Consider the following 12,467-nt stretch of genomic DNA (forward strand, 5'->3'; position numbering starts at 1 on the left):
ACGCCCGATGAGCCGCGCGAGCGCGACCCGCGGACGCGCGCGCCGCCGCGCCGCGCCGCTCCCGGGTGAGGTGGACGGCCCGCCGGTCGGGTCCGGGGGGCCTGCTTCGGTTACCACTGGAGGGTCCCGTCGACGATGCGCACCTGGCGCTGGGCCCGGCGGCTGACGTGGTCGTCGTGGGTGATGACGGCCAGCGTCATGCCCTCGGCGTGCAGTTCGTCGAACACTTGCAGGATCGCCTCCGCGTTCGCGCTGTCCAGGTTGCCGGTCGGCTCGTCGGCGAGCAGCAGGCTGGGTTCGGCGACCAGCGCCCGCGCGATCGCGACGCGCTGCCGCTCACCGCCGGAGAGTGTGGTCGGGGCGAACTCCATCCGGTGCGACAGCCCGACCCGCTCGAGTGCGACTCGGGCGCGCGCCATCCGCTGCCGCCGCGGCACCCCGACGTACACCATCGACAGCGCCACGTTCTCCAGCACGGTCCGGTGGTCGAGCAGGTGGAAGGACTGGAACACGAAGCCGATCCGCTCCCCACGCAGTACGGCGCGCCGCCGCTCCCGCAGGCTCATCGTGTCCACGCCGTCGAGCCGGTAGACCCCGCCCGTCGGGTTGTCCAGCAAGCCGAGCAGGTGCAGCAGCGTCGACTTCCCCGACCCGGACGGCCCCACGATCGACAGGTACTCCCCCTGCCGGATGGTCAGGTCGACGCCCGCGATCGCCCGTACCTCGGGAGGTCCCGGGAAGAACCGCCGTACGCCGATCATCTCGACGACCGGCGCCGGTAAAGCCACTGCGGTACTCATCGCCCGACCACCACCTGGTCGCCCTCGGTCAGCTTCGCGTCGCCCTTGGGCGTGACCTGCGCGAACCCGTCCGCGGTCAGCCCGACCGCGACCGGAACCAGCTCGACCTTCCCGTTCCGCAGGACCTCGACGCGCGACGCACCGTCCGATCCGGACGACAGCGCGGCCACGGGGACGGCGAGAACCTTGCCGCTGGTGCTCTTCACCGGGATCGTCACCCGTACGTTCGCATCTCGCAGCAGCGCCAACTGGCTGGCGGTCAGCGTGTTCGGCGCGACCACCACGTCGTACTGATTGCCGTTCTTCGTGACCCGGCGAACCTTCCCGGCGACCGAGACGCTGTCGCCGAGATCCAGCGTCGCCGCCATCCCCGCCTTGAGCCGCTGCGCGGTCTCCGCGTCGACCTTGACCGTGACGACCAGCGACGCACCGCTGGCCGACATCACCACACCGTTCACCGTCCCGCCGCGCTCGACCTTCACGTCGTCGACGCGGCGCGGCAGCGTCTTCACGTAGACCACCTCGGACACCGGCAGCGGCGTACCGGCCTTGAACTCGGCCTCGTTCTGCGCATCCTTCGCGTCGGCGAGGTTCTCTTCGGCGTCGTCCACAGCGCCTTGCTGAACTGATGTGTCCTTCGCTTTGGCGTCCTTGGCCGCCTTCAGCTGCGACTGCGCCTGCCGGAGCTGCTTCTTCGCGGCGTCGACCTGCTTCTTCGCCTGGTCGACGGCCTGGGTGAACTGCTCGTCCGCCGCCGGGGCGTCGTATCCCGCGTTCTCGTACAGCCGCTCCACGGCCGCCGAGGTGTCCAGGTCGTACTCGTCGTCGACGTCCCCGGGGTCGAGCCCCAGCCGGTCCAGCGTCTGCTCGAGCTGCAGCACGTCAGGTCCCTTGCTTCCGGGCGACAGCGTCCGGTACATCGGCAGGACGCCGGCCAGCCCGATCACCGGCCGCCCGGTGATCTCGAGCAGCGCCTTGCCCTCGGTGAGCGTCGAGCCGACCGCGGGCACCTTGCCGGTCACGATCGGCGCCGTCTTGATCCCGCTGGTCTCGACCCGGATGTTCACCGCGCCGTCGAACGACGCGTCACCCCGGCCGACCACCTTGCTGGACAGGGCCTTCTTCGCCACCGGCACCGTGATCTGGGAGGCCTTCGGGGCCGCGGTCTTGGCGGCGGCGTCCTCCGGCGAGCTGATCCGGCTGCCCGCCACCACACCGATTCCCAGGGAGGCGACGGCCACGCCGGCCACGCTGACGAGCACCCGGCGCCGGGACTTGGGCGAAGCGGTCACCGGTTCGCCATCTCGTCGCGGTACGCCTCGAGCTCGGACTTGTGCTGGTCGACGAACTCCTTCTCGGCCTCGTACTGGACCTTCTTGTACGCGTCCTCGTACCCCTTGGCCTTGCACTTCTGGTCCGCCACCGCCAGGTCGATCTCGGACTTGCGCAGCTCGGCCAGCTTGGTCGCGTCGACCTTGTCGAACGACGGCGGGCCGCTGACCTGGGCCGGGCCGTTCTTCGCCGGCGGCTTGTTCCCGGTCAGCGTGTCGAGTTTCTGCTGGATCTGCTGGCGCGGGTCGTCGACCTTCTTGAATCCCGAGTGTCCGGCGTCGGCCAGACAGTCGGTCCAGGCGGTGGTCGCGTCCACGACCCGCTGGTCGGACTCGATCCGCTTCTGCAGTGCCTGGATGTCCTTGAACAGGCTGTCGAACTTCTTGAAGTCGACGTTCCGATTCGAGTCGTCGCCGTACACCTGCTTGACCGCCTTGCCGCGACAGCCGAGGTCCATCTCGCCGCTCGAGCTCGGGCCGTCCTTACCGCCCTGGATCACAACGGCGCCGTTCCCATTCGCGTTCGGGCCGTTGAGCGCCTTGTCGTAGGCCTTCTGCGCGGCGGGCGACAGCGCGGCGCGGATCTTGGTGTTCGGGTTCGAGTCGTCCTCCCCGGCCTTCGACCAGTCGATCGTGCTGATGCCGTACCCGTACTGCTCGGCGAACTTGTCCGGCGGCAGGTTGAACGCGTCAGCGAACTTGCTCTTCGCGTTCTGCTCCGGCGGTACGGCGACGTACTCGAAGCCCGCCGCCTTCATGCAGGTCACGGTCGCGTCCTCGACCTTGCGCTGCTTGGCCAGGTCCTCCTCCGTCGGCTGCTGCGCGCCGCCGGCCCGCATCGCGATCTTGAACCCGCCGCCGCCGGACGAGCTGACGAAGCCGTCGCCCATGTACTCCGCGAGCGGGCTCTTGTCGCTCTTCTGGTCGGACGCGACCGGCGCCTTGTCGTTCCCGCAGGCGGCCAGCGCCAGGACCGCCACCACGGCGAGTGCAGTTGTCTTCATGGCTGTGGAGCGTGCCGCCCGGGCGGTGAAGAACCTGTGAAGGTCCCGTTTGCACCTGATGCTCTCAGCCGATCTTCATCGGATTCTCATGTCTTTCGGCGACATTGAGGACTATGCCAGCGCGGATCCTGGTCGCCGAAGACGACCTCAAGCAGGCGGAGCTGATCCGGCGGTACCTCGAGCGGGAAGGGCACCTGACCGTCGTCGTACACGACGGCCGGGAGGCGATCGACGAGGCCCGCCGGCGCAGCCCGGACCTGCTGGTGCTCGACGTGATGATGCCGAAGGTCGACGGCCTGGACGTCTGCCGCGTCCTCCGGGCAGACGGTGACGTGCCGATCATCATGCTGACCGCCCGCTCCACCGAGGACGATTTGCTGCTCGGCCTCGATCTCGGCGCGGACGACTACCTGACCAAGCCGTACAACCCACGCGAACTGGTCGCCCGGGTCCGCACGGTCCTGCGTCGGACCCGCAGCCGCGCCGAGGGCGAGGTGTACCGGGTCGGCGAACTGGAGATCGATCCGGCCCGCCACGAGGTCCGGCTTGCGGGCCGCCTGGTCGAGCTGACGCCGGCCGAGTTCAAGATCCTCGCCTGCCTGGCGGCCTCCCCCGGGCGGGCGTTCTCGCGGCAGCAGTTGCTCGAGCACGCGTTCGGCTTCGACCATTACGTGTTCGACCGGACCGTCGACGTACACGTGATGAACCTGCGGAAGAAGATCGAGCCGTCGTCGAACGCCCCGGCGTACCTGAAGACCGTGTACGGCGTGGGCTACAAGCTCGCCGACAAGGCGGTCAGCCATGCGTCGTAGCGTGCTGGTCCGGTTCCTCGGGCTGTCGCTCGCGGTCGCGCTCGGGGCCGTGATCGCGACCGCGGTGATCGCGACGTACAGCACGTCGGAGAAGCTCCAGGGCGAGATCGACGCGAACACGGGTCAGCTGCAGGTCGACGGCGAGATCTACGGCGAGCTGACGCGGTACGCCGCCGATCATCCGACCTGGTCGGGTGTGGACCGTCTGGTGCACGACCTGGCCGACAAGCTCGGCCGGCGGATCGCGGTGACGAGCGAGACCGGCGAGGTGATCGCGGACTCGGCCCGGATGCTCGGCGCCGCGCCCGACCTGCCGTCGGTGCCGGCGGCAACCGTCGACGTGCGCACCTCCGGATTGGGGAAGCTGAGCGGCGCGATGACCGTGTACGCCGCGCGGAAGACCGTCGCCGCGACCGGGGGATTCGTCGCAACCGCCGCGATCGGGCCGCCGTTCGTCGCCTACCCGGAATGGGGTCTGACCGACGACGAACTGAAGGAGCGTGACAAGCTCGCGCAGCAGGCGGCGGACTGCTCCACCGCCAAGGGCAAGCCGGCGAGTGTGAACCGAATCGCCGGGGCCGTCCCCCAGGTGATGGTCGAGTCGACGCAGTCCGTGGCCGGCGTCCGGGTGGAGAAGGCCAACACGCTCGCGGACGACGAGTGCATGCCGACCGGTCTGACCGCGCCGAGCGCGAAGGCGAAGATCGTCAACGACGACGAGGTCAGGCGCTCGACCGCCTGCCTGGACGCCGCCGGGATCGACTACAAGGTCAACGAGTTCCAGGGCCTGAAGTCCGTCGACCCGACGGTGAAGGAACTCGCCGGCGACACGTTCGGCAACTGTCTCCAGCAGGCCCGTGTCCAGGCGCTTACGCCGTACGTCGCTCCGCCCGCGAAGCTCTACCTCGGGGCGAAGAGCACGTTCGACGTCTTCTCCGGCGAAGGCCTGCTCCGTACGGCGGCCACCGCGCTCGGCGTGCTGCTGATCGCGGCACTGGTGATGCTCTTCGCGGGGCGCCGGCTGGTCCGGCCGATCGTGGCACTGACCGGTGCGGCGCAGCGGATGCGGAACGGCGACCACGCGGCGCGGGTGCCGGTGAGCGGGAAGGACGAGGTCGCGCGGCTCGGGCACGCGTTCAACGACATGGCCGAGGCGATCCAGCGGCACGATTTCCAGCGCAAGGCGATGGTCAGCGATGTGGCGCACGAGCTGCGGACACCGCTGGCGAACATCAAGGGCTACCTGGTCGCGTCGGAGGACGGCGTGGTGCCGCTCGATCATGCGCTCGTCACCTCGTTGCTGGAGGAAACGGCTCTGCTCGAACACCTGGTCGCCGATCTCCAGGACCTGGCTCTCGCCGACGCCGGCATGCTCCGCCTGCACCCCGCCGAGCGCGACCTGTCGGAGTTGGTGCAGCAGGTTGTCTCGGCCCACCGGCCGACCGCTGAGCAGGCCGCCGTCACCCTCTCGTCCAAAGCTCGTGGGCCCGCGCCGGCGGTTGTCGACGGCGCACGCATTCGTCAGGCTCTCGGCAACCTGGTCTCGAACGCCATCCGGTACACACCACCCGGCGGCCAAGTGCAGGTCGGCGTACGGCCTGTGGACAACGGCTACAACCTCAGCGTGAGTGACAACGGCACCGGCATCGCGGCGGAACACCTCCCACACCTCTTCGACCGCTTCTACCGCGCGGATGTCTCCCGCACCCGCACCACCGGAGGCAGCGGCCTCGGCCTGGCCATCACCAAGCACCTAGCTGAAGCCCACCACGGCCGCATCACCGTCACGAGCCAGGTAGGCGACGGCTCCACCTTCACCATCTGGATCCCGGCGGGTCCGGATGTGCAGCTCGACAGGAGGTATCGGGCAAGCCCCTAGTGCACCTGAGCGTGATGGCGTCCGCGCGTACGGCGTCTCAAGGGTGCACTACCTGTCGAGCTGCCCGTCGCTCCTAGACTCGGACGCATGGGCGCGAGGAAAGCGCGGGTGGCCGACGTACACGCGATCGCGTCAGGGATGCCGCACGTCACCAAGTGGGAGCGCGACGACGGGACTGATCGGCCCGTGTACCAGGTCGGCGGGAAGTCGTTCGTGTTCTTCCGGACGCCGCGACCGGACGCCGTGGATCCGGTGAGCGGCGCGAAGTACGACGACGTGATCATGATCTGGGTCGAGTCCGAGACCGAGAAGCTCGCGCTGGTGTCCGACGACTCCAACCCGTTCTTCACCACACCGCACTTCGACGGCCACCCATCGGTCCTCGTCCGGGCCGGCGAGCTGGGTGAACTGTCCCGGCAGGAGCTCACCGAGATCATCCAGGACGCCTGGCTGTCCCGCGCCTCGAACCGCCGCGCAACGATGTGGCTGCGAGAGCACCGGTTGAGCTGACCCGCGCTGCCACCGTTAGTTCGGGGTGAGTGAGCGGGCGGTTTCGAGGAGGCTGGTGCCGGTCGGGAGCGTCGCGATGATGGGGGTGTCGAGGCCGTTCTCGACGTAGCGGTTGATGTGGGCCCGGCATTGGGCGGGCGTGCCGTGGACGATCAGGTCGTCGACGAGCTCTACGGGGACGGCGGCCATCGCGGCGTTGCGGTCGCCGGCGGACCAGGCGTCGCGCATCGGTTTCATCAGTTCGGCGCGGCCCAGCCAGTCGTGGAACGCGGCGTACCCAGGCACGGTCAGGTATGTCGCGATCAGGTAGCGCCCGATGTTGCGCGCCATCTCCGCGTCCTCGGTGACGCACACGAAGATCCGCGCGGCGAGTTCCTTGTCCGGGCCGAGCTCGGCGCGCACCCGGCGTACGTCGTCCGCGGACAGCCAGTTCGTGATCGCCCCGTCGGCCTCCCGCGCGGCCAGCCGGAGCATCTGCGGCCGGAGAGCGGCGAGCATGATCGCAGGCGGCACGTCCGGCGCCTTCTCCAGCCGGAACCGCCGGATCGTGAAGCTGTCGAACTCCCCGTCGACCTTCTCCCCCGCGAACGCCTGCCGCAGGAACCGCAGCACGTCGCGGGTCCGCGCCAGCGGCGGGTCGTACGCGATCCCGTTCCACCCGGTCACGATCGTCTCCGACGACGCCCCGATGCCGAGCACGAATCGCCCCGGCGCGAGATCCGCCAGCGCCGCGGCACTCATCGCCAACGCGGCCGGCCCCCGCGTGTGCACCGGTACGACGGCCGTCCCCAGCCGCAACGAAGAGTCCCACTCGGACGCGAGCACGAGCGGAGTGAACGCGTCCGCACCGGCCACCTCCGCCGACCACAGATCCGTGTACCCGAGGTCGAACAACGATGAGATCAACGAACGATGCTCCCGCAGCGGTACGCCGGTCAGCGGCACCGTCAGGCCCCAGCGCATTCAGATCATCCTCTTCAGCACCGGCAGCGGCGCGAACCGCATCACCTGCGCGAGCGGCCACCACGGCCGCGCCGGCACGTACGCCTTCGCCTTCTCCGCCTCGATCGCGGCGACCATCGCGCGCACCCCGATCTCGGTGTCGACGATGAACGGCGCGCGCTCCACGTGCTCGTTCATCTCGGACCGGATGTACCCGGGATAGATCGTGCTGACCTTGATCGGCTTGCCCATCAGCTCCAGCCGCAATCCTTCCCCGAGCGAGGCGAGCCCGGCCTTGGTCGCGGCGTACGTCGTGATCGTCTTCGGGAAGCCGCGCAGCGCGGAGATCGACGCGATCAGCACCAGGTGGCCGGCGTTCCGCGCGCGGAACAGCTCGAGCGCCGCCTCGACCTGCGCGAGCGCGCCGACGAAGTTGGTGAGCGCGGTGTCGCGGTTGGCGTCGAACCTGCCGGTGCCGAGCGGCGCGCCCTTGCCCAGGCCGGCGTTCACGACGACCCGGTCGAGCGGCAGCTCGGCGTCGATCGCCCGGAACACCTTGAACACCTGGTCGTGATCGGTCACATCCAAACTGTGGACAACAACTGTGATCTGTGGATGGCGCTCGGCCAGCTCGGTCCGCAGCGCCTCCAGCCGTTCGGTACGCCGTGCGGTCAGCGCGAGGTCGTGCCCCTTCGCGGCGAACTGCCGCGCCATCTCCGCACCGAGGCCGGAGCTGGCGCCGGTGATCAGGATGTTCCGTCGCATCGGGTGTCCTATCTGTACGTGAGCAGGTCCGCGCCGAGCTGGACATGTTCGTTGTAGCTCACCACGGTCAGCCCGCCGCGACCGGACACGACCTTGGTGATCGCGGTGTTGATCGTCACCGGGTTCAGCTTCGTCCACAGCCCGTCGCCGCCGGACAGCAGCCGGCTCACGACGGCCGCGATCGGCCCGCCGGACGTGAAGACGAGCGCGGTCTCCCCCTTCCCGAGCCGCTCGGCGGTCCGTCGTACCGCGGCCTCGGACCGTTCGCAGAACGCCTGGAAGGTCTCGGTGTACCCGTCGCCGCCGTCGATCCACCGCTGGGTCGCGGCGCTGAACACCTCTTGGAACGCTCGGCGCGGATTGCCGGTCCGCGCGAGATCGGCCACCATCACCGCGTGCCGCCGGTACGCCGGTTTGTGCGCGACGATCACCTCCTGGTGATCGAACTCGTCGAACCCCGGATCCACGTCCGCCGTGAATCCCGCGAGCGTCGCGGTCTGCTGATGCCGGCGCATCGATCCGGACAGCACGAGCGCCGGCTTCACGTCCGCGAAGGTCTCGCCGAGCCGCGCCGCCTGCTGCTCACCAAGGGCGGACAGCTTGTCGTAGTCGCGCGCACCGAACGACGCCTGCGCATGCCGGATCAGATAGATGGCGGGCACTCACGCCTGCCGGATGATCCTGCGGCAGCGCCGCTCGAGCAGGTTCACGGGCAACCAGAAGTTCTTGAAGCGCGGATTCCGGGTCTGCTTGTGGTGATAGCGGTAGTAGATCTGCTGCGCGATCACTGCCAGCCGGAAGAGCCCGAACACCTCGTAGAACGCCCAGTTGTCCGCCGTGAGCCCCGACTGCTTCGCGTAATACTCGACGATCTCCGCCCGCGTGAGCATGCCGGGCACGTCGGACGGCTGCAGCCTGAAGCGGCGGAACGCCCAGTCGTCGTCGGCCTGCACCCAGTAGGCGAGCGCGCTGCCGAGATCCATCAACGGATCCCCCAGCGTTGCCAGCTCCCAATCGAGTACGCCGACCACGCGCAGCGGATCGTCCGGCGCCAGGACGACGTTGTCGAGCCGGAAGTCGTTGTGGATTACGCAGGTGCGTACGTCGGCCGGCTGATGCGCGACCAGCCACGCCATCACCTTCTCGTAGCTCGGCACGTTCCAGGTCTTCGCCTTGCGGTAGCGCTCGGACCAGCCGTTGACCTGGCGTTCGACGTACCCGGCACCGCGCCCGAGATCAGCCAGCCCGGCGGCGACCGGATCGACGGCGTGCAGTTCGGCGAGCGTGTCGATCAACGTGAACCCCAGCTGACGGGTCTGGGCCGGAGTGAGGTCGACGCCCAGCTGGTGATGCCCGGGGATCGTCCCGACGACCCGCTCCATCACGTAGAACTCGGAGCCGATCACCGTCTCGTCATTGCAGTGGGCAACCATCTCCGGGACGTACCGGAAGACCGGCTTCAGGCTCTGCTGGATCCGGAACTCGCGGCCCATGTCGTGCGCGCTCTTCGCCTTGGTCCCCGCGGGCGGCCGCCGCAGGATCAGGTCGTGTCCCGGATAGCTCAGTAAATAGGTGAGGTTGGAGGCCCCGCCGGAGAACTGCTTCACCTCGGGCAGCCCGTCCGGCACCGCGGTCTGCGCCCGCAGCCAGGCGTCGACGGCGGGTACGTCGAACGCGTCCTCGTCCCGCACCGGCCGAGCACCGTCCGGCACGCCCGTCACCGCCCGTCCGTCGGTCGTGTCTCCGCTCCGTGCTCAGCACGTTCGTCCGCACGCGCGGCGATCCTGCGCATCTGGCGGTCGTACAGCGGGCGGGCGAACCGCTTGGTCAGCCAGGCGAGCTGTGCCGGCCGGTCCGGGACGATCAGGAACCGCTGCTTCTTGATCCCGTCGATGACTGCGACCGCGATGTCGTCCGCGGACCGCGGCGACTTCTCGATCAGCTGCCGCGCGGTCGCGCCCATCGCGCTGTCCGCACCGCGGATCGAGTCCGCGAGGTTGGTCCGGAAGAACGACGGGCAGACCACCGACACGGTCACGCCGTACGGATGGAGCTCGTACGACAGCGTCTCGGAGAGCGCGACGACGCCGGCCTTCACCGTGTTGTACGAGCTCATCATCGGCGGATGGACCAGGCCGGCCGCCGACGCGGTGTTCACGATGTGACCGGCGCGCTGCCGTTTGAACAGCGGGACGAACGCCCGGCAACCGCGGACCACGCCCATCAGGTTGATGTCGACGACCCGGTCCCATTCGTCCAGCGTCTCGACGTCGATGCGCCCGCCGGTCGCGATACCGGCGTTGTTCACCAGGATGTCCAGGCCACCCCAGTTCTCCTCGCACCACGCGACCGCGGCGTCCCAGTCCTCCGGGGTGCGGACGTCCAGCTTCAGGTACGGCGTACTCCCCGGAGCGTCCGTCGACACGTCGGTGCCGAGCACCTGGTGGCCGTCAGCAACGAACCGGGCGACCAGGGCGGCGCCCAGCCCGCTCGCGGCACCGGTGACGAGAACCCGACTCACTTCGCCTCCTGAGCGGCCGCGAGATACGACGCGAGCTCGATCCTCGCGATCACCCCACGATGCACCTCGTCGGGGCCGTCGGCCAGTCGCAACGCGCGGGCGCTCGTCCACGCGGCCGCGAGCGGGAAGTCCTCGGACAGCCCACCGCCGCCGTGCAACTGGATCGCCATGTCGATGACGTCCTGCGCCATCCGCGGTACGGCGACCTTGATCTGGCTGACCTCACTCAACGCTCCGACGAGCCCCTGCGTGTCCAGCAGGTACGCGGTCTGCAGCACGAGCAGCCGAGCCTGGTTGATCGCGATCCGTGCGTCCGCGATCCGCTCACGGTTGCCGCCGAGGTTGACCAGCGGCTTGCCGAACGCGGTCCGGCTGGTGCCGCGCTGCAGGGCGAGCTCGAGCGCCTTCTCGGCCAGGCCGACCAGCCGCATGCAGTGGTGCACGCGCCCCGGACCGAGGCGGCCCTGGGCGATCTCGAACGCCCGGCCCGGTCCGACCAGGATGTTCGCGGCCGGCACCCGAACCTCGGTGAAGGACACCTCGCCGTGGCCGTGCGGCTCGTCGTACCTGCTCATCGCGGGGAGCAGCCGCTCGACCTTCACGCCCGGGGTGTCGCGCGGGACGAGGACCATCGTGTGGCGCTCGTACCGGTGTGCGTCCGGGGAGGTCAGGCCCATGAAGATGAGCAGCTCGCAGTCCGGGTGACCGACGCCGGTGCTCCACCATTTACGGCCGTTCAGCACGACGTCGTCACCGTCGACGACCGCCGTGGCCTGCATGTTCGTGGCGTCGGAGGACGCGACGTCCGGCTCGGTCATGCAGAACGCGGAGCGGATCGTGCCGTCCAGCAGCGGCTCCAGCCAGCGCTTCTTCTGCTCGTCGTTGCCGTAGCGGAGCAGGACCTCCATGTTCCCGGTGTCCGGTGCGTTGCAGTTGAAGATGTACGGCGCGATGAAGGACCGGCCGGTCAGCTCCGCGATCGGGGCGTAATCGAGGTTGCTGAGGCCTACGCCGTACTGCTCGTTGCCTGGTTCCGCGGGCGGGAGGAACAGGTTCCACAGGCCTGCGTCGCGGGCTTTCGCCTGCAGGTCCTTGATCAGCGGCTGCGGCTGCCACGGGTCACCGGCGGTGCGGATCGCATGGTGCAGCTCCGCCTCGACCGGCTCGATCTCGCTCCGCAGGAAGGCTTCCACGCGGGTGATCAGCTCTTGAGCCCGGGCCGAAGGTTCGAACCCCATCAAGACTCCTCTCCCTCGCCTTGACCGTAGCGGGCCTCTAAGCAATGCTCAATAGCATGGATCACCGGCTGTCAGCGGAAGACCGCAAGAAGCAACTGGTCAAGATCGGCCTGATGATGCTTCGCGACCAACCGATCCATGAGCTGTCCATCGACGCGATCGCCGCCGAGGCCGGAATCTCCCGCGGACTGCTGTTCCACTACTTCCCGAGCAAGCGCGACTACTACCTCGCGGTCATCTCCGCGGCCGGCCGCCGCCTGCTCCGGGTCACGAAGCCGGACGACGCGCTGCCGCCCGAGGAGCAGCTGCGCGAGATGCTCGTCCAGTTCGTTGCGTTCATCACCCGTCGCCGGACGGCGTACATCTCGTTCGTCCGCGGCGCCGCCGGCGGCGACGACTTCGCCGTCAAGGTGTACGACGAGACGCGCGCGGGCCTGACCAAGCGCGTCCTCACCTACCTGGGCACGCCCGACGTGGCCGATGAGCCCACCTCCCAGGACTACCTCCGCATCCACGCCTGGCTGTCGTACGCCGAGGACCTGGCGATCGAGTGGTCCGGTCTCCCCGAGGCGGATCGGCCGTACTCGGCCGACCACCTCGTCGACCACTCGATCGAGGCCCTCCAGATGCTGCGGAAGTTGTAGATCGGGACCGGCCGTGACGAC

General features: G+C 69.1%; 13 protein-coding genes. 4 read left to right on the top strand and 9 right to left on the bottom strand.

The window, feature by feature from the left end:
• Nucleotides 1–110: 110 nt before the first annotated feature.
• The 3 genes from ACWEOO_RS19655 to ACWEOO_RS19665 are packed head-to-tail and all read right to left on the bottom strand — an operon-like array spanning nucleotide 111 to nucleotide 3,135.
• The gene (locus ACWEOO_RS19655) at nucleotides 111–800 is read right to left on the bottom strand and encodes an ABC transporter ATP-binding protein (RefSeq protein ID WP_355693776.1); all 690 of its coding nucleotides are present in this window, start codon (nucleotides 798–800) and stop codon (nucleotides 111–113) included.
• A complete protein-coding gene (locus ACWEOO_RS19660; protein WP_452144199.1) occupies nucleotides 797–2,092 on the bottom strand; it encodes a peptidoglycan-binding protein in 1,296 nt (431 codons plus the stop codon). The genes ACWEOO_RS19655 and ACWEOO_RS19660 overlap by 4 nt, the downstream gene beginning before the upstream one ends.
• Entirely contained in the window at nucleotides 2,089–3,135 is a 1,047-nt protein-coding gene (locus tag ACWEOO_RS19665; RefSeq protein WP_452144200.1) for a hypothetical protein, read from the bottom strand. The genes ACWEOO_RS19660 and ACWEOO_RS19665 overlap by 4 nt, the downstream gene beginning before the upstream one ends.
• 113 nt (nucleotides 3,136–3,248) lie before the next feature.
• On the opposite strand from ACWEOO_RS19665, the gene ACWEOO_RS19670 reads away from it, so the two are divergent.
• From ACWEOO_RS19670 to ACWEOO_RS19680, 3 genes are all read left to right on the top strand, one after another.
• Nucleotides 3,249–3,947: a response regulator transcription factor gene (locus tag ACWEOO_RS19670; RefSeq protein WP_452144201.1), complete on the top strand. Its 699-nt coding sequence runs from the start codon at nucleotides 3,249–3,251 to the stop codon at nucleotides 3,945–3,947.
• Nucleotides 3,937–5,826, top strand: a complete 1,890-nt coding sequence (locus tag ACWEOO_RS19675) for a sensor histidine kinase (protein WP_452144202.1) — start codon at nucleotides 3,937–3,939, stop codon at nucleotides 5,824–5,826. The genes ACWEOO_RS19670 and ACWEOO_RS19675 overlap by 11 nt, the downstream gene beginning before the upstream one ends.
• Nucleotides 5,827–5,913: 87 nt before the next feature.
• Nucleotides 5,914–6,336 carry an MmcQ/YjbR family DNA-binding protein gene (locus tag ACWEOO_RS19680; protein WP_452144203.1) on the top strand — a complete coding sequence of 141 codons (423 nt, stop codon included), beginning with the start codon at nucleotides 5,914–5,916 and terminating at the stop codon, nucleotides 6,334–6,336.
• 15 nt (nucleotides 6,337–6,351) lie between these two features.
• Here ACWEOO_RS19680 and ACWEOO_RS19685 read toward each other — a convergent pair whose 3' ends face one another.
• Genes ACWEOO_RS19685 through ACWEOO_RS19710 form a run of 6 tightly spaced genes read right to left on the bottom strand, consistent with a single transcriptional unit; the run spans nucleotide 6,352 to nucleotide 11,802 of the window.
• Entirely contained in the window at nucleotides 6,352–7,299 is a 948-nt protein-coding gene (locus ACWEOO_RS19685) for an LLM class F420-dependent oxidoreductase (protein ID WP_359935018.1), read from the bottom strand.
• Nucleotides 7,300–8,043 (bottom strand): SDR family oxidoreductase, encoded by a 744-nt coding sequence (locus ACWEOO_RS19690; protein ID WP_452144204.1) that lies wholly within the window; start codon nucleotides 8,041–8,043, stop codon nucleotides 7,300–7,302.
• A gap of 8 nt (nucleotides 8,044–8,051) precedes the next feature.
• Nucleotides 8,052–8,705, bottom strand: coding sequence for a histidine phosphatase family protein (locus tag ACWEOO_RS19695; RefSeq protein ID WP_452144205.1), 654 nt, complete (start codon nucleotides 8,703–8,705; stop codon nucleotides 8,052–8,054).
• Complete coding sequence (locus ACWEOO_RS19700; RefSeq protein ID WP_452144206.1) at nucleotides 8,706–9,755, bottom strand: phosphotransferase family protein; 1,050 nt, start codon at nucleotides 9,753–9,755, stop codon at nucleotides 8,706–8,708. It abuts the gene before it with no gap.
• A gap of 5 nt (nucleotides 9,756–9,760) precedes the next feature.
• Complete coding sequence (locus ACWEOO_RS19705) at nucleotides 9,761–10,564, bottom strand: SDR family NAD(P)-dependent oxidoreductase (RefSeq protein ID WP_452144207.1); 804 nt, start codon at nucleotides 10,562–10,564, stop codon at nucleotides 9,761–9,763.
• Entirely contained in the window at nucleotides 10,561–11,802 is a 1,242-nt protein-coding gene (locus tag ACWEOO_RS19710) for an acyl-CoA dehydrogenase family protein (protein ID WP_452144208.1), read from the bottom strand. Before ACWEOO_RS19710 ends, ACWEOO_RS19705 begins: the two co-directional genes overlap by 4 nt.
• A gap of 56 nt (nucleotides 11,803–11,858) precedes the next feature.
• Between ACWEOO_RS19710 and ACWEOO_RS19715 the strand changes: the two genes are divergently transcribed.
• Entirely contained in the window at nucleotides 11,859–12,446 is a 588-nt protein-coding gene (locus ACWEOO_RS19715) for a TetR/AcrR family transcriptional regulator (protein WP_452144209.1), read from the top strand.
• Nucleotides 12,447–12,467: the final 21 nt, after the last annotated feature.

The sequence above is a fragment of the Kribbella sp. NPDC004138 genome (genome assembly GCF_053603655.1).